Genomic DNA, 20,009 nt, shown 5'->3' with positions numbered 1-20,009 from the left:
CTCGGTCTTTGCCCCGGCCTCGTGTTCGCGCAGCACCCCGATGATCTGCTCCTCGCTGAAGCGACTCCCTTTCATTGTCCGTCTCCTTTTCAGGCGACGGACTCTACCTCATTTCGGCTGAGTTTTCGGGGTGCAGGCCATTAAGAATGTCAAGTAGCTTTAGTCCTTCGGACTGACTGAAAGATATTTCGTTTTGGCGATCTTCTTCCCGCAAAGGGTCGCTTTTGATTTTGATTATTTTAAAAGATAGTTCCGTGCCTTTGGTGCGTGGCACGAAGAAGGGCACAAAAGCGATCTCTGAGTCGCGACTATCGCGAATTGTGACTTTGTCCGCGAAGTCAATGAAGCCGGACCTGGCGCGTCGGCGCTTGACGACGCGGATACCTTTCGTTGGGGTCGTCATCTTGTTCAATCAGCGACGGACGCACTGAGTAGCGCCCGCGTCGCTCGCGAGCCGCGCCATCACGCCGATCGTGCCATGGCGCTCATCGCGGTGCGATGGAGCCATTTTTCGTGCTGTGCGAAGAAGTCGCCCGGCAGCTTAGCGTGCACGTCGTACCCAAGCTCGGTCAGCGCGTTCTCGACGGCCTGCACGTCGCGCATGCGATTGATGCCGACGTGGCCGTGCTTTCGGGCCGGTCCGGCCTTCTCCAGAATTCCAAGCGTCAGCAGGGGAACGAGTGACCAACCGAACATCTGCGCGCGGTTCCTCACCGCTGACCCGTCAAGCACACCGTCTGCGCTCTCACGCGAGAATTGCACGCAGCTGATGAGGATCGGCGCCCACTCCGGCTGCCGTATGAGCAGTTCCTTCGTCTCCTGCTTCAAGTTCGCATTCTCCACCGCGTTCACCGCCTCGCCTAAGTTTTCTGACTGCCACAATCGTATCTCGCTCGTCGCGAGATCGGAACCGACTAGAGAGTGTCGATGACAACGGCTGTCCAACACAGTGATCGCGGGAGCGAATAATGCCACCCGCGCGCTTTTTCGCTGGTCAGTGTGATCAAGTGTGATCGAATTGATGGAAACGCACCGCAATCGACGCATACTCAGTGCATACGACGCCCGAAAAAGCCTTGAAAACATTGACCGAGAGCAACCGAGGTCATAGGCAGGATCAGACATTCGGATCTGAGGGTTGGGGGTTCGAATCCTCCGGGCGCGCCACGTAGCGGCCGGCGCCGGCGTCAGAGCGGGATTGCGGTGCGGAATAAAATGAATCGGCCGAGCATCTCGCCGACCAGCACCGACATCACCGCGATGTACAGCAGACCCGTAGCCGCCCTCGTCTCAGGGATTTTCAGTGTCTGCCAGGACATCCAGACCAGCACGATCGTGGCGACCGGACCGAGCAGGAGGCGAAATCCCAGCAGTCCGAGGTGCGCGGCGAATAACTCATGAACGCCCGCGACCGCGCCGGCGCTGCCGAGCGTTGCGGGCAGTCCGATCGCGAGTCCGAGCGCGATGAGGTCCGCGACCAGCGCGATTCCCAGCAGCCGGACGAAGGTGCGCAGGTAATCGACCGGCATCTCGAGGTCGATGAGGTACCAATGTCCAAACAGCATCGCGCCGCTCACCAATCCCAGGACCAGCGCCGAGGTGATTGCAGTAAGACCGTAGGCGACCGCCGCGACCGCGCCGAATCCGCGGGGCATCAGAAGCATCACGTTGGCGATTAGGGCGACCAGGCCCAGGCCCAAGCCAAGCGCGTACGAGCGCGCGCGGAGCAGCCCGTTTTCAGTCCAAAGGGTGTAGAGATAGACGGCGACGGCGGCGCTCGACAGGGTCCACAGCGCTGCCGCCATCCACAATGAGCCCGCGCCCGGTCCGTCGGCAGTACCGGCGCGCAACGCCAGCAACCCCAGGCCGATCGCGGTCGTCAGCGATGCGGCCAGGTACACCGAGGCGCTCGATTTGTAAAAGCCCCGCTCGACGTTGAAGAAGGGCGGAATCGCAAGTGCGAAGAGCCCGCCCCAGGCGAGTTCTCCGAAGACGAGGATGAAGCAGGCGGCGAATCTGGTCACGCCGGAATACTATCGGTCGCGGCGCATCCCGGACAGAGATGCAGGGGCGCCCGAAGCGTCATCGTACCGCTTGCCCCAGCGTGCCATTCGGTGAAATAAAATGTGAGTCGAGCACCTGACAGGCTACGATTAGACATATGCGGCGGCGGGGCTATAATTGAACTCAGACCGACAGGGATCAACGGGGAAGGACATGCGTTCATCGAAAATTCTAAAATTGTTGGTGATTGGACTGGCGCTGGGAGTTTCTGCATGCGGCGCCATGCAAGCTGCTCGTCAGGAGCAGGAACAAAAGCAGGCGGTGTTCGTGCATCGCGTTGACATGGCGCATATCTGGGTCACCACGGAAGGGCCGCCGGCTGGCAAGCCATACACGGAGCTTGGAGAGCTGAGTTATACGGAGCCGTTTTCTCCCGACGCGATCGAGGAAGCGAAGATCAGCGACAAGCTGAAGAAGATGGCCTACGAAAAATGGCCTGACACAATCGACGCGATCGTGAACGAGAATCAGACGCTCTCGGCCGACGGCTCGCAGTTCACGGTCACGGCAAAGGCGATCAAATACGACTCGTCGGTTGACCGCGAAGCCTTGCATCACATGAACGAGGGAATGGTGGCGTCGCCGTCGAGCAACTAGCGGCTGGCGATTAAGCGCGATCGAAGGCGGGCGCGTGGCGGCAACCAGGCCGCGATGCGCCCGTCTCTATTTCCGATGGTTGAGGACGAGTCGTGGCGGTTCAGGCTGGCGCCGGCTCGGCCAATAAATCGTCGAGCTCTCCGGAGTCGTTGAGCGCCTTCAATTCCTCGAAGCCGCCGATAATCCTGCTGTTGATGAAAATTTCTGGCACCGTGTAGCGCCCCCCGGACATCTGGATCATCTTGGTGCGCAACTCGTCGTCGTCGGTCACATCGATTTCATCGAAAGCCACGCCCTTGCTCTTGAGCAGGTTCTTGGCCCGCACGCAGAACGCGCAGTAGGTAGTTGTGTACACTTCGACTTTCGGCAAGCAGTACCTCGCTTGAGCAATTCTTATCCGCGCGAAAAAAGCCTGTCCAGTACCGCGCCCAGTCTTTTCACGGCTGACGGGTGTCGGAGTACATGCGTTTGAGACGAGCAGGCGCCACGCCCGTCAAGTACATCGCGCGAATCAGCCACATCCTTACGATGGTACGCACCACTCCGTCGCGATTCCATCTGCGCGCGGACGTGGTCACGCGGGCGCGCAGACATGCGACCCGTCCGGCGCGCTTGAGCCGCCGCGTGAATTCGAGATCTTCGCATAGCTCGAGATCGGGGAAGCCGCCGAGGCGATCGAAGACGTCGCGGCGCACGAAGATCGCCTGATCGCCAGTGCCGGTGCGGCTGATTCGCGAGCGGATGCTGATCATCGCGCCAATAATCCGGTAGGCGATGGCGCTCGAGTCGAGTTTCACGTCGAATCGTCCGCCAGCCACCGCGGGATCGGACAATGCCGATGCGATGTCAGCCGCAAAGCTCGACGGCACGATCGTATCTGCGTGGACAAAGACCAATACGCCGCCGTGCGATTCGCGCGCGCCCGCGTTCATCTGGTGCGCCCGGCCGCGCGATGCGCCAATCAACGTGTCGCACAATGGTTGCGCGATGGCGGCGCTTAAGTCGATGCTGCCGCCGTCAACGACGACGATCTCCGCGTCGGGAGCGCCGCGCCGAAGCGCGCCCAGCGTGCTCGCGATGGTGGCCGCTTCATTGAGCATCGGCACGATTACCGAAAGCGGTTTCAATTTTCGAATCGATCCACCGGAGGATTCACCAGCGGCGGGGAGTTCGGCGTGGCCGAATCGCCCTTGATGATAACCCGACGCCCCTGGATCTCGAGACGGCCCTGCTGAAAGAGCGCGATCGCGTGCGGAAAGATGCGATGCTCCTGGAGCAGGATGCGCGCCGCCAGCCGTTGTTCGTCGTCGCCGGGCAACACGGGCACCGCCGCTTGCACGATCACCGGGCCGACGTCGACACCCGCAGTGACGAAGAAAACCGTGCATCCTGCTATCTTGACGCCGTATTCGATCGCCTCCTTCGGCCCGTGAATGCCGGGAAACGACGGCAGCAGGCTGTTGTGGATATTCATGATGCGGCCGGGGAACGCCTCGAGCATCACCGGCGAGAGCAGGCGCATGAAGCCCGCCAGCGCGACCAGCTCGACCGAGCGATCGAGCAGCGCGGCGAGGATCGCGCGGTCGAAGTCCTCGCGCGATGTAAACTTGCGATGGTCGATGACCATGGTCTCGATTCCGTGGCGGCGGGCGCGCTCGAGTCCCTGCGCGCCGGCCCGATTCGATATGACGAGACGGATTTCGGCCCTGAGATCGCCGCGGAGAATCGCGTCGATTATTGCTTGCAGATTGGTGCCGGCGCCGGAAATCAGGACGCCGAGTTTGACCGTCGGATTTTCCGCCATCGAATCAGCCGCGGCTCAGTGAATTGACACTCCGCGCTTGCCGCGCCTTACTTCGCCGACAACATATGCTCCATATTCGCGGCGGCGCAAATGAGCGACGACGCGCTCGGCCTCGCGCGCGGACACGATCGCGACCATCCCGAGGCCGTTGTTGAAGGTGCGATCCATCTCGGTGCGGCGGATTTTGCCAAGGCGCTGAATCATGTCGAAAATCGGCGGCGTCGGCCAACTGCCGCGTTCGAGGATTGCGCGGGTGTTCTCGGGCATCACGCGCGGCAGGTTCTCGAGCACGCCGCCGCCGGTGATATTGGCAAGCCCGCTTATCTTGAAGCGCTCGAACAGTTCGGCGACGACGCGCGCGTAGATGAGCGTGGGACGCAGAAGTTCCTCGCCCAGCGTGCATCCCAGCTCGGCGATGTTGGAGCCGAGCTTGAGTTTGGCGCGCTCGAGCAGAACGCGGCGCACCAGCGAGAAGCCGTTGGAGTGAAGTCCGCTGGATGCGAGTGCGATCAGCACGTCGCCGGCGCGCACCCTGGACGGCTTGGGAATCCGCGCGCGTTCGACGATTCCCACCGCGAAGCCGGCCAGGTCGTACTCGCCGGGCTTGTACAACCCGCTGAGCTGCGCCGTCTCGCCGCCGACCAGGCTCACGGCGGCCTGGGCGCATCCGCGAGCGATGCCCTTGACGATGTCGAGCGCGGTCCTTTTTTGCAGCTTGCCGGAGCCGATGTAATCGAGAAAGAACAGCGGACGCGCCCCGTGGCAGATGATGTCGTTGACGCACATCGCGACGCAGTCGATTCCGACGGTGTCGTGACGTCCGGTCTCGAACGCGATCATGAGCTTGGTGCCGACGCTGTCGGTGCCCGCGACCAACACCGGCGCGCGCATCTTGCGCGCCGCGTTGAGTCCAACCAGCGCGCCGAAGCCGCCGACTCCGCCGATCACGTGCGCGCCGGCCGTGGTCCTGGCGATCGAACCGAAAAGCGGAATCAGGCTCTGCTTCAGCGCGATATCGACGCCGGCCGCTTTGTACGTCATCCCGGGCGCCATCAGTTCGCCTTCCTTCGCCGCGCCACCATCGACGCGCGAAAGGCGCGCTCGCCGCCTGGATAAGCAGTCAACCCTTCGCGGTATTCCTCGATCTCGAGTCCGCCCGCGAGCGCGCGAAGCTCTCCGCGATCGAGCAGAAAGCGCGGATCGCGTGGCGCGCTGATCGCAGCCTGGTCAACCAGGAACGTATCGGCGATCAAAATGCCGCCGGGCCTGAGCGCCCGGGCAAATTTCGGGAACAGCGCGCGGTCGAGGAAGTTTATGTTCACGATGACGTCGAAAGATTCGTCCTTGAGATGAAAGCTATCCAAGTTTGCGACCACGGGCCAGATGGCCAGTCGCGCGGTCCGCGCAGCCGCGGCGAGGATGCGCATCGCTTCCGTGGAGAGATCGACCGCGAGCACCTGCATCCCGGCTCGTGCGAGCGCGAGCGCGTTGCGCCCGCGTCCGGCGGCGACGTCGAGCGCGACGCCGCGCGGGATTCGCGCGAGCATCGCGGCCAGGAACGGCTCGGCTTCGCCGGGCGGCTGGCCGCGATGGCGTTCGTCCCAGCCGGCACGCAGCGATTCGCTCATAGCACGCGCGCGAGCGTGAATACGTCCACGCAAGCCGCGCCGGCCGCAAGCAGCACGCGCGCGCATTCATCGACCGTGGCGCCGGTGGTCATCACGTCGTCCACGATCAGCACGCGGCGATTCCTGACGCGGTCGGGATTGGTGACCGCGAACGCGCGGCGCACGTTCTTGACGCGCTCGCCGTGGTGACGCGAGGTCTGCGGCATGGTGAAGCGCCGGCGCGACATCGCGGTGGTATCCAGCGGAAGATCGAGCCGCCGGGCGACTTCGCCGGCGAGCAGCGCGGCCTGGTTGAATCCGCGCCACCACAAGCGGCGCCAATGCAGCGGCACCGGGATGACGACATCGTAATCGTCAGCCGACACCGGCAGCTCGTCGCCCAGGTAATCCGCCAGCGCGCGGCCGACGGATTGATCGAGGCCGTACTTGTGACGGCGAATCAGCGCGGGCAGGCTGCCGGGTTCGTCCTCGGCGGTGGTTCGATAGCGCGCGATAGTGCGTGCGATTCGATAGCGTGGCGGATGCGCGAGGCATCGGGCGCATCGCGTCGCGCCGCTGACGGCGGACTCGAGCGGTCCACCGCACACTTCGCAGCGCGGCTCGGGCATCCGCTCGGCTCGCGCCACGCATTGAGCGCAAACGCGCGGTCGTGGTCCCGCTTCGGATGCGAGCGATGTCCCGCATGCCGGGCATCGCGGTGGATACAGAAAGTCGAGAAGCTGGGCGAGCGCGGCCATGTATGATTGATGCGTCCGACGGCGCCCAAACTCAAGCCCGGCCGTTGCGACGGCAGCGCAGTATTAAGACACGCTGGGTTGTCGCGCGAGAAGTCGGGCGGAAAGCGAACGCCTTAACTGGGGCGAGGTAGGACTCGCGGCGGTTGCGCGGCCGTTTGCGCGCGAAGTCAATTCGCCGGATGTGGTATAGAGAAAGTGATTTGAGCGCCGCTCACGGAGGTGACGGCGATACGGGGGAGTTGATGCGATGGCGATAACAGGAACGCTCGAAGATCGCGAGGAAGTTCGCGCGCTGCACGCGCGCTATTGCCTGACGATCGACGCCGGCCGCTACGATGAATGGGTCGATTGCTTCACCGAGGACGGCGTCTTCGAGAGCCCGCGCTTCGGCAAGCACAGCGGACGCGCCGGTCTCGAACGATTCGCGGCGCTGCACAAGGAATCACTCGGCGGCGCGCAGGTGCTCCACGTGGTCGCCAATCCGGCCTTCGAACTCGACGGCGCCAGCGGCACCGGCACCGCCTACCTGGTCTTTTACCATTGCAAGGACGGGCGGGTGCAGCAATCGACGGTTGGCTATTACACGGACAAGCTGCGCAAGACGCCTGCGGGATGGCGCTTTGCCAGCCGTCAAGTGACGATCCTCGGGCATCACTGAGATTCCTTAGTCCGCGCGCAAAATAGTGCGCCGCATTTTCGTGTCGCCGATTACCGCGTTAGAAGGCCGCGTACCACGGCACTTCGTGCGGATTCTGCACTTCCCAATTGATCTGGAACTGCTGCAGGATCGTGCCGTCGGAGTGCGCGAGCGCGAGCTTGGCGTTCTCGAGATCGACTTCGGCCTGCACCTGGTTGCCCTCCGCGCTCACTTCCTCTTCCTGGTATTGCAGCAGGTCGTGCGTGGTCGCCATTCCGACCCGGAACATCACTTGCTCGTCGTGGAGCGCCTGGCGAGCGTAGTAAGTTGCCGAGGCAGTCGCGGCGGCGCGCTTCTGATCGGCATACAGATTAGAGATTGCGCTCTCCACATTGACCACCGCCTGCGACAGCGCCGCTCGATACAGCACCCGCTGCTGCTCGTATTGTACGCGAGCCTGCGCCAGAGCGGCGCGCGGTACGGCGTTGTCCAGCGGCATCTGGAACGTCAGCACGGCGGCGTAGTTGTAATAGCTGAAGCCCCACAGGCGATCGAGCGAGTCGCCGTAGATTCCGCCGAACGGCGCCTTGCTGCCCGCGTCCAGAGCGTAACCGGCCGGAGTGCAATTCCCGCTGCCTGCTTTCCCCGGGGAGGGTACGCCAAGAGGCTTCATGCAAGGCGTAAAGCCGGAGACCGAAGTCAGGCCGAATTGCGCGCCGAGGTTGAGCTGCGGCAGGACCTGGTTCTCCGAGTATTTCACCTGCAGCAAAGCGTCGCGAATCGCCTCGCGCATACTGCCCAGGGAAGGCAGGTACTGCACGCCGAGCTCCAGCGCCCGCTCCTCATCGACGACGATCTGCTCCTGGGGATTGGGCCGCGTGAGCGGCTGGATCTCCTCGGGGATGAAGGTGCGGTACGGATTGAGCATCACGTCCTGGCGCAGTTGGGTGCGGGAATTTTTCAGGTTGGCTTCGGCGGTGTACACGTTGGCCTCGGCGGTGGCGGCCGCCGATTGCGCTTCCTGCAGATTGATGGGAGCAAGCGTGCCGACCTTGACGCTGATGGCGTTCTGGCGGACCAGGTCGAGATTGAAGGTCAGCGCGGCGCGCGCGACCTCGAGATTTTCCTCGGCGAGCACGACGTTCCAGTAATCGCCGCCGATTTTCTGCACGAAATCCTGCAGCGCCTGGCCGTAAGTCCATTGCGCCTGCTTCTGCCCCGACTCCGCGATCCGGACGTTGATGGTTGCGAACTGCCAGCCGAAGTTCTGCAGCAATGGCTGCGAGAGCGAGAGTTCGAGGCTGGGCGTGTAAGCGGGATTGACGCCGGCGAAGAGCGAATTCGACAGCGCGCGATCGTTGTTGAAGGTCACGCCCCAGGTTCCATTGGTGACCGAGGAGACTTTGTTGAGGCCGAAGTTCCAATCATAAAATTTCTGCACAAACCCGCCGGCGGCACCGGTCTGGAAGGGGGAGGTGACGGGCACGACGCTCTTTTCGACGTCACCCTGCGCGGTAAGGTTCGGATCGAAGGTTCCGTTGGCCTCCCTGACGGTTTCCATCGAGGCGACCGGGTCGAGTTCGGCGGCCTTCAGCGACGGGTTGTTTTGCATCGCGATGTAGATGGCTTCCTTGAGCGTGAGGCCGCGCGCGGTGGGACTTTCGGAGCGCAGGTAGCGCTGGCTGATCACGTTTTCGGGCGCGATCTCGCGGGTCAGCGACCACTGATGCGCGAAGATGCGCGGCAGATTCAACAAATCATCGTGATGCTCGAACTGGTTGGAGGCGCTGGGCGGCACGCTGGCCTGCGGCGGCGTCTGCGGCCCGACCGGCAGGGACTGCATCTGAATCGGTCCGGTCAGATTCGGCGGCGGCAACGGCGTGGTGGGCGGCGAGCCGGTCACCTTGAGCTGATCCTGGGCGAATCCGATCGAGGCTCCGAGCAAGAGCACGGAAATAGCCAGCATCGCAAACGACACCCATTTATTTCTCGACATACAAACGAACCTCCTTGGTACTGTTGCCATCGCCGGCGATGGCCCGCCGCTTCCGCGCGCGCCGATTACACAATTTGACTCAGCAGTTTGGGGTCGATTTGCCAGCGCCGAATCGAACTGAAGCGCTTGCGCGGCGCCAATTAGCCCGCGATTATAGCCAAGGCCGCCCGCCTTGTCTTGCGGCATCGAAGGCGGCCGGACTTTTTCGCGAGTCGCAACTGGAGATGGTATGCGCGCTGTCAGGCTGGTAATCGCAGTACTCATCGTGTCCCCGATCCTTATGCTGGCGCTGAGCGAGTCAAGACTCTCGCGGCAGCCATTGGCGCAAGTTACCGCGGCGCCGGGACCAGTGCCACTGACTGCACCTGTGGCTCCCGGTCAGCCACAAGCCTTCGCGACGATCGGAGCGCTGCCTGCTCTGGCGCCGGCGCCCGGGACTACGCTTGCAGCAGTTGCATCCGCGGCGCCGACGCCGCGCGCATTTCGATGCACCTGTACGGCGCCGGGAATTGCGACCCAATGGGCGGGCGTCGTCTCGTCGCCGAGCTATGTGCTTGCCAGCCAGTCTGCGCGCGGGCAGTGCGCCAACTACCTGCTGAACGCGAACGCGCCGTCGGCGTACATCCCGGCGCAGGGAACCACGCTGAACCAGCAAAGGCCAACGCTCTACAATGGCACCGCGTTCACGCAACGCGCGCAGGTGTCAACCTCGGTGGGACAATCTTTTCTCCTGCAACGCTCGCAGACAACGCAGCTGGCGACCCAATGCACGCGATGCGCCTGCAACTGAGGCGCTGGCGGCCGTGCTGCTTCCGGGCTAGTCGATAAGCTTCTTCAAGTCCGGCGGAATAGGCGCAATCACTTTGACGTGACCGACCGCCGGCGAGTCGAACGCTACCTCGCATAGATGCAGCCAGAAGCGCCCATGCGCGAGCGTCGCGATCGCGGGGCCGCCATAAAGCGTGTCGCCAACTATAGGATGGCCGAGGCTCGCCAGATGCACGCGAATCTGATGGCGGCTGCCGGTCTTTGGCGCGACCGACAACAGCGTGAACTCGCCCACGCGCCGGATTGGCTCGGCGAGCGTACTGGCGGCGCGCCCGGCGCGTTTAGGACTGGCACTGGAGGGATCGCCGACGACCATCTTGCGCGCGTTTTTGGCGTGATGCGCGATCGGCGCATCGATCTGAATCTTGCGCTCGAGCGATCCGGCGACCAGCGCCTCATAGCGACGCACGATTCGTCCCGCCGCAATCGCGTCGCGCAGTTTCTCGAACGCGCCGCGATTGCGCGCGATCAGCAGCGCGCCCGAAGTGCCATTGTCCAGCCGATGCACCAGTCCGCCTTCGAGCGGCTTTTCGCCGGCGCTGGCGGTATCCGGGAATCGCGCGACGACCGCATTCATGACAGTGTCGCGCTCTCCCGCCTGGATCGGATGACAGGGGACGCCGCCGGGTTTGTTCACGACGATCACGGCCGCATCTTCGTGGATAACTTCGAGCGCCAGGCCGGCGTTCGGCTCGATTGCCGCGTGGCGATCCGCGGCGGCAACTTCAACCCGATCCTCGGCGCCGACGATTTCGCTTTTCTTCGAGCGCCGCCCGTTGATTCGCACCATCCCGCGCTCGACCAGCTCCTGCGCAACGCGCCGCGAGGACGCCAGGCCGGTCCGCACGAGATAACGATCGAGGCGTTCCTTTATCGCGCCCTGCAATGGTGCTGCGTCCGGCAAGGAGTTAGCGGCTCGCGGCAGCGCCGGTTGAAATCGGGATGGCCGGCGGCCGGTTGTACACGGAAAATTGAACGGTCGCGGCGTAAAGCAGAATCCCAAGCAGAATTACCGCGGTGAGCACATCTACGAAGCCGAGCTGGGTTGCGCCCCGCGTCAGACGATTGTATTCGCGCATATTTCCTCCTTGCCGACTGACCAAACTATACTCCCGGCTATGCTCCCGCGGCAGCGCGCAAAGCCGAGCGGGCCTGGCGGCCATGTTCGGGCAATCCGAACAAGCGCCGCAGCTCGCGGCCGGTCTCGGACTTCTCGCACGCCGCGATTTCGAGCGGAGAGCCCGCCGCCACGATCCGCCCGCCCTCGTCGCCACCACCGGGTCCGAGATCGATGACATAGTCGGCGTTCGCGATGAACTCGAGGTTGTGCTCGATCACGACCAGGGTGTTGCCTTCGGCGACCAGCCGGTTGAGCACTTTGATCAAGCGCTTGATGTCGGTGGAGCTGAGCCCGGTGGTCGGCTCGTCGAGGATGAACATCCGCGGCAGATGCATCCCGTGTTCGCCGGCCGGCGCGGGTTCGAGATCGGCCAGCAGAAATCGCGCGAGCTTGAGCCGCTGCGCCTCGCCGCCCGACAGCGTCGAGGTGGTCTGCCCGAGCCGGATGTAGCCGAGGCCGACCGCAATCAGCGCGTCGAGCCGCTTGACGATGGCGGGATGATGGATGAAAAACCTGCGCGCGTCCTCCACGGTGAGATCGAGCACCTGGGTGATGTTCAAGTCGCGCAGCCTGAGCGCGAGAATATGGCTCTGGAAGCGGCGGCCGTCGCACGCCTCGCATTTCACCTCGAGGTCCGCCATGAAATGCATCTCGATCGTGACGGTGCCCGTGCCGCTGCACTTCTCGCATCTTCCGCCCGTGACGTTGAACGAAAAATGCCGCGCCTGCACGCCCAGCCGGCGCGCTTCGGGACTGGCAGCGAACAGCTTGCGGATTTCGTCGTAGATTTTCAGATAGGTCGCCGGATTCGAGCGCATCGAGCGCGTCGGCAATTCCTGTCCCATGTGTACCATGTCGCCGATCAGCTCGAAGCCGTCGATCCGATCGCATTGGCCCGGCTCCACCGAGGTATTGCCCGAGCGGCGCAGATAATTGTTATACAGAACGTCCTCGACCAGCGTCGATTTTCCCGATCCTGAAACTCCGGTGACGCAAACCATCCGCCCCGCCGGGATTGCCGCGTCGATGCCGGCCAGATTGTGCTCGCGCGCGCCGGCGATTCGAATCGCGGGATCGCGCCTGGTGAATTTGCGCCGCTTGGCCAGCGCGCGCATCAGCAGCACGCGTCCCGGCGACGCCGCCATGCTGTCAAGGTTCGCCTTCGCCGGCGGACCCGAGTACGTCAGTTCTCCACCCTCGCTGCCGCCGCCCGGGCCGAGCTCGACCACATAGTCGGCGCCCGCGATCATCGCGGGGTCATGCTCGACGACGATCACCGTGTTGCCGAAGTCGCGCAGACTGTGCAACACCGCCAGCAGCCGCCTTGCGTCCGCCGCGTGCAGGCCCACCGTCGGCTCGTCCAGTGCATACAGCGTCCCGACCAGCAGGCTGCCCAGCGCGCTGGCGAGATGAATCCGCTGCGCCTCGCCGCCCGACAGCGTGCGCGCCTGCCGCTCGACCGTCAGGTATCCCAGTCCCACCTCGACCAGGTAGCCGACGCGATTGCGCAGCTCGCGTATCACCACCGCCGCGCGCGTGGCGACTTCGGGAATCGATCCGATCTTGTCGAGCCACAGGGCGAGGTCGCGGATCGAGAGCCGCCCGACGCCGGCGATCGACAGGCCGTCCACCAGCACGTTGAGCGCATCGCGCTTCAGCTTGGCGCCGCCGCAGGCAGGGCAGGTGACGAAGCGGCGATACTTCGCCAGCAGGATTCGCACGTGAGTCTTGTAGCGGCGGCCCTCCAGCCACTTGAAGAAGCCTCGCACCCCCGGCCATTTGTCTTCGTCCCATTTCGCCCGCGGACCGGGGTCGCCGTCCAGCAGCCAGGCGCGCTCCTCGTCGGTCATCTCGCCAAACGGCGCCGAGGTGCGGATTTTTCTGCGCCGCGCCAGCTTCAGCATCCGCTCGTTCATTTCCCGATACGCAGGCGTTCGCCACGGCGCGACCAGCCCATTGCGCATCGACAGCTTCGGATTCGGAAGCACCTTGCCGAGATCGAGTTCGACCGTGCGGCCGAAGCCTTCGCATTCGGGACACGCGCCGATTGGACTGTTCGACGAAAACAGCGCCGTGGTCGGCTCAGTAAACGCCGTCGCGCAGCGCGAGCAGTTGAAGCGCCGGTCGAAATCGAGCGCGCCGACGCTGTGCGTATTGCCATTATCGCGCTCGACGCGGACCGCCCGCGCGCGTCCGCCGCCCAGGTAGAAGGCTTTTTCCAGCGCCTCGCGCACGCGTTCGCTTTCGCCTTCGCCGCTTACCGAGATGCGATCGACGACGACCATCATCGGACTGTTCGGCGGCGGCGCGGAACCGTTCTGCGCTTCGGCGGCGATTGCGCGCGCGGCGAACTCCGTGGTCTCGGTGATCGCGTCGTTGGCGTACAGGCGATGGTACCCGTTGGCAATCAGGTAGCCCGCCGCGTCGGCAATCGAGCGCGAACCCGCCTCGAACGGCGCCAGCACGACGTAGAGCCCGGGCTCATCGAGGATTCGCGCGCCTGCGCTCTCGACGGTGTCGCGGCTCACTTCGCCGCCGCATTGCGGACAAATCGTGTGGCCGACGGTCGCGAACAGCAGCCGCAGATAGTCGCTGATTTCGGTGACGGTGCCGACCGTCGAGCGCGCATTCTTGATGGTGTTCTTCTGGCGCAGCGCGAGCGCCGGCGGAATCTCGGAAATAGCATCGACGTCCGGCCGCTCCATCCGTTCCAGGAACAGCCGCGCGTAAGTCGACAGACTCTGCACGTAGCGGCGCTGACCCTCGGCATAAACGGTGTCGAAAACCAGACTCGACTTGCCGGAGCCCGACACGCCCGTGACTACGGTCAGCCGGTCGCGGGGAATTTCGAGCGAGATATCAGCCAGGTTGTGAGTGCGCGCGCCTCGGATACTGATTGAGCGATCCAAGCTTGTTCCCAGCTACTTACCGAGGGTCAACGATCGGCCGCGCCTTTCTTTTGCGCTCGCCGGGAAATTCGCCGGCGACTTTTGCGTACAACTCGGCAAGCTGGACGTCGAACTTCGCCTCGATGCGCCGGGTTTCGGCGTCGCGTTCCGTAACCGGCATCGGCGCCAGCCGCGCCAGTTCCTCGCTGAGCCGTTGCATCAAGCGATTTCGCGCCACCAGGTATTCGTATCCGTTCATAGGCGCTCCAAAACCTCAAATTCCAAAGATCAGAATTATAGGTTATCCTGCGACCAGCGAACAACCCGCACCGTCGCCGCCGAGCACTTCGACATGGAAACCCTCACCGAATCATCGCCCGACTTGAAGCCCGTCGAAATCCTTCGCGCATGGCCCGACGCCTCGATCTGCCACGGATTTGTCGGGCGCACCGGCGGCGTCAGCACCGGCGCGTTCGCCTCGATGAATCTTTCTTATTGGGTTGGCGACGACGAACGTGCCGTCGATGCCAACTGGGAGCGCTTGCGTCGCGAGGCGCCGGACCTGAAGCTGGTGGCGAGCCTGAACCAGGTGCATGGCAACGTCGTTCACGCCGCGACTCGCGACACCGCGGCGCTGCGCCCCGCCGGCGACGGGCTCGTCACTGCCGAGCCCGGCGTTATCCTGGGAGTTTACACGGCCGACTGCGTGCCGATACTGATGGTCGATTCGAAACGGAAAATAGCCGGCGCATTGCACGGCGGATGGCGTGGCACTATTGCGGATATCGTCGGCGCCGGCGTCCGCGCGATGGTCAAGATGGGCGCTTGCGCATCCGACATTGCGGCCGCGATGGGACCGTCGATCGGCAATTGTTGTTTCGAGGTTGACGCCGAGCTTGGGCGTCGCTTCGGCCGTGAGATTGCCGGCGCGCGGATTCATACGAGGGCAGGGCGTCCCGGCAAAGCCTATATCGACTTGCGCGCTGTCGTCCGCGACCAGCTCGAACGCGCGGGACTCGCCGCCGCGAACATTGCGAGCGTCGGTCCGTGCACTCGATGCGCATCCGATCGTTTTTTTTCGCGGCGCGCAGCGGGCGGTGACGCGACCGGCCTGCAGATGAGCTTTGTCGGCTTCGCCGAGTAGGCATATGCCTCAACGCAAGCCAAAGAAACATCGCGCGGGCGGATTGATCGCGAAAATCCGCAAGCCCATGGCGCCGCCGTCGCGCGCAATCGAAGACCCGACCAAATACAAGCGCGAGCGCGAGCTGGAAAAACTTCGCCGCGAGAAAAAATCCGGGAATTTCTGATGCCAACCCTCGTCAGGGGACAGATTCGTGTCGGAATCATCGGCGCCGGCCTCATCGGCCAGACGCATTCGATGATGCTCCGTTGCGTCGCCGACCGCACCGAGCAAAGCGTCCGCGTGGTCTCCGTCGCCGACCTGTCGCATCCGGCGGCGGAGCGGCTCGCGGCCAGATGGGATGGCGCGCGGGCGTTTGAGTCGGCCGAAGAGATAATCGCGGACTCATCGATCGACGCGGTATGGATTTGCACGCCGACTGCGATGCATCGCCAGGCCTGTATTGCCGCCGCGCGCGCCGGCAAGCATATCTTCTGCGAGAAGCCGCTGGCGATGAGCGTGGCGGAAGCATCCGAGATGGCTACGGCGATCAAAGCTTCCGGCGTGATGAGCCAGGTGGGCCTCGTGCTGCGCTTTTCGCCCGTTTACAACGTGATCAAGCCGATGTTCAAGGAGCCGGACGCGGGGACATTGCTCAGCGTCACGATGCGCGGCGATCAGGATTTTCCGACTCGCGGCGCGCACGCGAGCGCGTGGCGCAACGATCCGTCGCTGACCGCCGGCGGCACCCTCATCGAGCACAGCGTTCATGACTTCGATCTGCTGACGTGGATGTTCGGGCCGGTCACGAGCCTCTCCTGCCGCACCCGCAACTTGAATGGCGCCGATGGAGTTGAAGACTTCGGCGCGACCGCGATGGAGTTTGCGGGCGGCTTTCACGGCCAGCTCACTTCGGTATGGCATCGGATGATCGGGCGCCCGAGCAATCGGAGGCTTGAAGTTTTCGCCGAGAACTTGTTTGCTGCGTCCGACGCCGACACGCTCGGGCCGATCCTGTTTCAGCGCGGGTCCGGCGCCAAAGAGGAGATCGTCAGCGAGAGCGAAGTGATGGCCCGGTTCAGCGAGAAAATTCTGCGCGAGCGGCCCTACCTGGCGCCAATCGAGGATTGGCTGGCGATTCCGTACGCCGCCGAAGATGCGGCCTTCGTCGCCGCGCTCAAGGGAGCGTGCGCGCCGGACCCCGAATTTGCGGCCGGGGTGGCGGCGCAGCGGATGGTGGAAGCGGCATATGAGTCGGCACGCTCGCGGGCTGCGGTGCCGATCGGAACTTAAAGCGTTACTTTAACCGAGGATGGGGTCCGATTTATGATCGACTTTGAACTCAGTGAAGAACAACAGATGATCCGCGACAGCGTTGGCGCCTTCGCGCGCGACGAGATTCGCCCCGCCGCGCGGCCCGCCGACGAAAGCGGCGCGATTCCCGCCCCCCTGGTGGCCAAGGCGTGGCAATTCGGATTTGTCAGCGGCGCCGTACCGGAGAAATTCGGCGGCGGCGGCGATACCCGCCCGGCGGTGACCGGCGCGATCGTCGCCGAAGAACTCGGCTTCGGCGATCTTTCGATCGCAATCCACGTGCTCGCGCCGCGGCTGTTCGCATTCCCGATCGTCGAGATGGGTACCGACGATCAACGCGCCAAATATTTGAAGCGATTCACCGGCGCCGACTTCGCCGCCGCGACCGCGGCCGTCATGGAGCCTAGATTCGATTTCGATCTGTCTGCCTTGCAAGTATCGGCCCGGCGCGACGGCGGCGGATTCGTCCTCAACGGCGCCAAGTGTTACGTGCCGCTCGCGGCCGAAGCCGATTCGATGCTGGTCTACGCGGCAACTGACGCCGCCAAGGGTTTTGCAGGCGTGGACGGCTTCATCGTTCCGCGCGGCGCGGCGGGCGTGACGATTTCGGAACGCGAAAAAAACATGGGCCTCAAAGCGCTCGCGACCTACGAGCTGACGCTCAAGGATTGCCGCGTCGGCGCCGATGCGCGCGTGGGCGGCGACAAGGGCATCGACTTTTCGCGCCTGATGAGCCAGTCGCGGGTCGCGCTTGCCGCGATGGGCGTCGGGGTGATGAATGCCGCGTTCGAATACGCGCGCGACTATGCCAAGGAGCGCAAGGCGTTCGGCGTGCCGATCGCGACTAAACAGGCGATCGCATTTATGCTGGCCGACATGGCAATCGAAATCGACGCGGCGCGCCTGCTGGTGTGGGAAGCGGCTTTCAAATTGGACAAGGGCGGCGATGCGTTGAAGGAAAGCTACCTGGCCAAGAATTATGTCGCGCAGAGTGCGCTCAAAGTGACGGACAACGGCGTTCAGGTGCTCGGCGGCCACGGTTACATCCGCGAGCACCCGGTCGAGATGTGGCTGCGCAATGCGCGTGGATTTTCTGCAATCGATGGGATCGCAACGGTCTAGCAGGCCGCCACGGAGAAAAAATCATGATCGATTTTGAACTCGAACCACAAGTATTGAACCAGCTGAAGATGTACCACATGGTCTCGGAGCAGATGATGCGTCCGATCTCACGCGAATGCGACGAGCACGAGCATCAAAAACCGACCCAATTTTACGAGTCGATGTGGTCGGCGTCGGCTGCCGCCTCCAACATCCAGATCGGCGACGACAAGAGCAAAAAACCCGACCCATCGAAACCTTCGGCGCCTCGACGCGCCAATCTGCTCACCGTGCTCAGCACCGAGGAACTGTGCTGGGGCGACGCCGGGCTTTACTTGTCCACCCCCAATTCGGGACTCGGCGGCGCGGCGGTGATGGCGGCGGGAACGCCCGAGCAGAAGGAGCGGTTTCTTAAACGATTCAAGGAAGGCAAGCCGAAGTGGGGCGCGATGGCGATTACGGAGCCCGGCTTCGGTTCCGATTCGTCGGCGGTCACGACCACTGCAACCCGCGACGGCGACAATTGGGTGATCGACGGCACCAAAATCTTCGTCACCGCCGGCCAGATGTCGGCCGAGAAATCCGAAGGCTTCGTGGTGGTGTGGGCTACGGTTGACAAGAGCGCGGGACGCGCCGGCATCAAGCCGTTCGTCGTCGAACACAACACCCCCGGCATGACGGTGACCAGGGTCGAGAACAAACTCGGTATTCGCGCCTCCGACACCGCCATGATCGTGTTGGACAACTGCCGGATTCCGCTCGACCATATTCTGGGCAGCGCTGAAGTCCGCAAAGAAGGCGGTTTCAAGGACGTGATGGCGACCTTCGATGCGACTCGGCCGATCGTTGCGGCCATGGCGCTCGGAGTGGGACGCGCGGCGCTGGACTTCGTGCGCGACTTTCTCAAGCAACAGAATGTAGCTATCCGCTACGGAATGTCGCCGCGGCGCCTGAGCGCCGTCGAACGCGACTTCATGGAGATGGAAGTGCAACTGCAGGCGGCGCGCTTGCTCACGTGGCGGGCGGCCTGGATGCTCGATACCGGCAAGCGCAACAGCCTCGAGGCCTCGATGGCAAAGGCGAAGGCAGGCCTGGCGGTTACGGCGATCACGCAGAAGGCGGTAGAGCTGCTGGGGCCGCTTGGTTACTCGCGCAAAATCCTGCTCGAGAAATGGATGCGCGATGCCAAGATCAACGACATTTTCGAAGGTACGCAGCAGATCAACATGATAATTATCGCGCGCCGAATCCTGAACTACAGCAGCAAGGAATTGAACTAGAATCGCGCGTTTTGAAACCGCGAGCGCCGCTGGAATCGTCCGGCGGCGCTTTTCTCTGCATCTAATCCTTCACCCTTTCACTGGTCTAGTAGAACCACTTGTCGTTATCCCAGCGGAAAATTTCCGTGGTGCGAGTATCGCTGATGGCCCTTGGCGGCGCGTGCCTGGCTTCATCCTCGGACTTGCCGGCCAGGTAGTAGATGAATTCCTCGTAGGTGATCTTTCCGATCGAGTAGCCGTCTTTGGATTGATGCGATTCGCAGCCGGCGACCTTGCCATAAGCAGTGTAAGTCGCGGTCTCGAAACCATCTTTCAGACGGAATTTCAATTTCGACAGATTGTTGATCTCGCGGTCGTGCAAATCCTGCTCCCAATGACGGCAAAAATTCGGGAACAGCGCGGCGGCCTTCTTGAATTCCAGATCGCGCTTGAGCCGCTCGGGCGTATATTTCGCAACCAGCGCTTTGACCTTTTGCTCCAGCGTGTTCTTCTTCGCCGCCGGTGAAGCGGATGCCTCGGGAAGGGCTGCGCTTTGCGATGCCGAGCCGGGTGATGCCGGTGCAGCCGCCGCGCCAGCGTCATTGTCGGTGCGCGTTGCCGGTGCGGCCGCATCCGGAGCTTTCGATTGGGCGCGCGCCGACGACGCCGCGAACAGCGCTGTGATTGCGAGCGTGGCGACGGCGGCTCTTATTTCGAGTGTTCCTATAGACATCGTAGCGATGTTTTCTATAGCAAAAATCCGCACCATCGTCAGCATGGCAGAACGGCCGCGGCAGAGAAAAAAGCGGCCGCAGTCCCATCGGGGGCTGCGGCCGCTTGCGGACGTTTCAATCTCGGCCCGGCTTATTGATTGGGCACCAGTTCGACCCGGCGGTTCTGAGCGCGGCCCTCG

General features: G+C 63.3%; 23 protein-coding genes. 8 read left to right on the top strand and 15 right to left on the bottom strand.

The features are described from left to right. Positions 1–103 precede the first annotated feature (103 nt). The 3 genes from VIO10_RS04105 to VIO10_RS04095 form a co-directional block, all read right to left on the bottom strand. On the bottom strand, positions 104–403 hold the full coding sequence (locus VIO10_RS04105; RefSeq protein WP_331959764.1) for a hypothetical protein: 300 nt from the start codon (positions 401–403) through the stop codon (positions 104–106). Between the two features lie 59 nt (positions 404–462). Beyond that, entirely contained in the window at positions 463–843 is a 381-nt protein-coding gene (locus VIO10_RS04100; RefSeq protein ID WP_331959761.1) for a hypothetical protein, read from the bottom strand. Between the two features lie 344 nt (positions 844–1,187). Next, positions 1,188–2,024, bottom strand: coding sequence for a hypothetical protein (locus tag VIO10_RS04095; RefSeq protein ID WP_331959758.1), 837 nt, complete (start codon positions 2,022–2,024; stop codon positions 1,188–1,190). A gap of 193 nt (positions 2,025–2,217) precedes the next feature. Between VIO10_RS04095 and VIO10_RS04090 the strand changes: the two genes are divergently transcribed. Next, on the top strand, positions 2,218–2,661 hold the full coding sequence (locus VIO10_RS04090) for a hypothetical protein (protein ID WP_331959755.1): 444 nt from the start codon (positions 2,218–2,220) through the stop codon (positions 2,659–2,661). 100 nt (positions 2,662–2,761) lie between these two features. On the opposite strand, the gene grxC is transcribed toward VIO10_RS04090, so the two are convergent. From grxC to VIO10_RS04060, 6 genes are all read right to left on the bottom strand, one after another. Then, positions 2,762–3,031, bottom strand: coding sequence for a glutaredoxin 3 (grxC, locus tag VIO10_RS04085; RefSeq protein ID WP_331959752.1), 270 nt, complete (start codon positions 3,029–3,031; stop codon positions 2,762–2,764). A 67-nt stretch (positions 3,032–3,098) separates the two neighbouring features. Continuing rightward, positions 3,099–3,788, bottom strand: a complete 690-nt coding sequence (locus VIO10_RS04080; protein WP_331959749.1) for a TIGR04283 family arsenosugar biosynthesis glycosyltransferase — start codon at positions 3,786–3,788, stop codon at positions 3,099–3,101. After that, complete coding sequence (purN, locus tag VIO10_RS04075; protein ID WP_331959746.1) at positions 3,785–4,465, bottom strand: phosphoribosylglycinamide formyltransferase; 681 nt, start codon at positions 4,463–4,465, stop codon at positions 3,785–3,787. The genes VIO10_RS04080 and purN overlap by 4 nt, the downstream gene beginning before the upstream one ends. Before the next feature lie 15 nt (positions 4,466–4,480). Continuing rightward, on the bottom strand, positions 4,481–5,518 hold the full coding sequence (gene purM, locus VIO10_RS04070; protein WP_331959743.1) for a phosphoribosylformylglycinamidine cyclo-ligase: 1,038 nt from the start codon (positions 5,516–5,518) through the stop codon (positions 4,481–4,483). Continuing rightward, positions 5,518–6,093 carry a class I SAM-dependent methyltransferase gene (locus VIO10_RS04065; protein ID WP_331959740.1) on the bottom strand — a complete coding sequence of 192 codons (576 nt, stop codon included), beginning with the start codon at positions 6,091–6,093 and terminating at the stop codon, positions 5,518–5,520. The genes purM and VIO10_RS04065 overlap by 1 nt, the downstream gene beginning before the upstream one ends. Further along, positions 6,090–6,830 (bottom strand): ComF family protein, encoded by a 741-nt coding sequence (locus VIO10_RS04060; protein ID WP_331959737.1) that lies wholly within the window; start codon positions 6,828–6,830, stop codon positions 6,090–6,092. The genes VIO10_RS04065 and VIO10_RS04060 overlap by 4 nt, the downstream gene beginning before the upstream one ends. A 247-nt stretch (positions 6,831–7,077) precedes the next feature. Here VIO10_RS04060 and VIO10_RS04055 point away from each other — a divergent pair, with 247 nt between their 5' ends. Further along, on the top strand, positions 7,078–7,488 hold the full coding sequence (locus VIO10_RS04055) for a nuclear transport factor 2 family protein (protein WP_331959734.1): 411 nt from the start codon (positions 7,078–7,080) through the stop codon (positions 7,486–7,488). 58 nt (positions 7,489–7,546) lie between these two features. On the opposite strand, the gene VIO10_RS04050 is transcribed toward VIO10_RS04055, so the two are convergent. Continuing rightward, on the bottom strand, positions 7,547–9,463 hold the full coding sequence (locus VIO10_RS04050) for a TolC family protein (RefSeq protein ID WP_331959731.1): 1,917 nt from the start codon (positions 9,461–9,463) through the stop codon (positions 7,547–7,549). A 349-nt stretch (positions 9,464–9,812) separates the two neighbouring features. Here VIO10_RS04050 and VIO10_RS04045 point away from each other — a divergent pair, with 349 nt between their 5' ends. Next, positions 9,813–10,253, top strand: coding sequence for a hypothetical protein (locus VIO10_RS04045; RefSeq protein ID WP_331959728.1), 441 nt, complete (start codon positions 9,813–9,815; stop codon positions 10,251–10,253). A 27-nt stretch (positions 10,254–10,280) separates the two neighbouring features. Here VIO10_RS04045 and VIO10_RS04040 read toward each other — a convergent pair whose 3' ends face one another. The 4 genes from VIO10_RS04040 to VIO10_RS04025 are packed head-to-tail and all read right to left on the bottom strand — an operon-like array spanning position 10,281 to position 14,558. Next, positions 10,281–11,195 (bottom strand): RluA family pseudouridine synthase, encoded by a 915-nt coding sequence (locus tag VIO10_RS04040; RefSeq protein ID WP_331959725.1) that lies wholly within the window; start codon positions 11,193–11,195, stop codon positions 10,281–10,283. 4 nt (positions 11,196–11,199) lie between these two features. Further along, entirely contained in the window at positions 11,200–11,370 is a 171-nt protein-coding gene (locus VIO10_RS04035) for a hypothetical protein (RefSeq protein WP_331959722.1), read from the bottom strand. Between the two features lie 37 nt (positions 11,371–11,407). Further along, complete coding sequence (uvrA, locus tag VIO10_RS04030; RefSeq protein WP_331959719.1) at positions 11,408–14,320, bottom strand: excinuclease ABC subunit UvrA; 2,913 nt, start codon at positions 14,318–14,320, stop codon at positions 11,408–11,410. A 16-nt stretch (positions 14,321–14,336) separates the two neighbouring features. Next, entirely contained in the window at positions 14,337–14,558 is a 222-nt protein-coding gene (locus VIO10_RS04025) for a hypothetical protein (RefSeq protein WP_331959716.1), read from the bottom strand. A gap of 93 nt (positions 14,559–14,651) precedes the next feature. Here VIO10_RS04025 and pgeF point away from each other — a divergent pair, with 93 nt between their 5' ends. From pgeF to VIO10_RS04000, 5 genes are read left to right on the top strand one after another with little or no spacing between them, the layout of a single operon-like run. Continuing rightward, the gene (gene pgeF / locus VIO10_RS04020; RefSeq protein WP_331959713.1) at positions 14,652–15,443 is read left to right on the top strand and encodes a peptidoglycan editing factor PgeF; all 792 of its coding nucleotides are present in this window, start codon (positions 14,652–14,654) and stop codon (positions 15,441–15,443) included. A 4-nt stretch (positions 15,444–15,447) separates the two neighbouring features. After that, on the top strand, positions 15,448–15,609 hold the full coding sequence (locus VIO10_RS04015) for a hypothetical protein (RefSeq protein WP_331959710.1): 162 nt from the start codon (positions 15,448–15,450) through the stop codon (positions 15,607–15,609). After that, positions 15,609–16,715, top strand: coding sequence for a Gfo/Idh/MocA family oxidoreductase (locus VIO10_RS04010; RefSeq protein WP_331959706.1), 1,107 nt, complete (start codon positions 15,609–15,611; stop codon positions 16,713–16,715). The genes VIO10_RS04015 and VIO10_RS04010 overlap by 1 nt, the downstream gene beginning before the upstream one ends. Before the next feature lie 33 nt (positions 16,716–16,748). Next, entirely contained in the window at positions 16,749–17,858 is a 1,110-nt protein-coding gene (locus VIO10_RS04005; RefSeq protein ID WP_331959703.1) for an acyl-CoA dehydrogenase family protein, read from the top strand. A gap of 23 nt (positions 17,859–17,881) precedes the next feature. Beyond that, entirely contained in the window at positions 17,882–19,117 is a 1,236-nt protein-coding gene (locus VIO10_RS04000) for an acyl-CoA dehydrogenase family protein (protein WP_331959700.1), read from the top strand. 85 nt (positions 19,118–19,202) lie between these two features. Here VIO10_RS04000 and VIO10_RS03995 read toward each other — a convergent pair whose 3' ends face one another. After that, complete coding sequence (locus tag VIO10_RS03995; protein WP_331959697.1) at positions 19,203–19,829, bottom strand: hypothetical protein; 627 nt, start codon at positions 19,827–19,829, stop codon at positions 19,203–19,205. Positions 19,830–20,009 lie beyond the last annotated feature (180 nt).

Source organism: Candidatus Binatus sp., from assembly GCF_036567905.1.
Taxonomy (GTDB): Bacteria; Desulfobacterota; Binatia; order Binatales; family Binataceae; genus Binatus.
The sequence above is the reverse complement of the archived record's forward strand: the minus strand, read 5'-3'. Positions and strand labels throughout refer to the sequence as shown.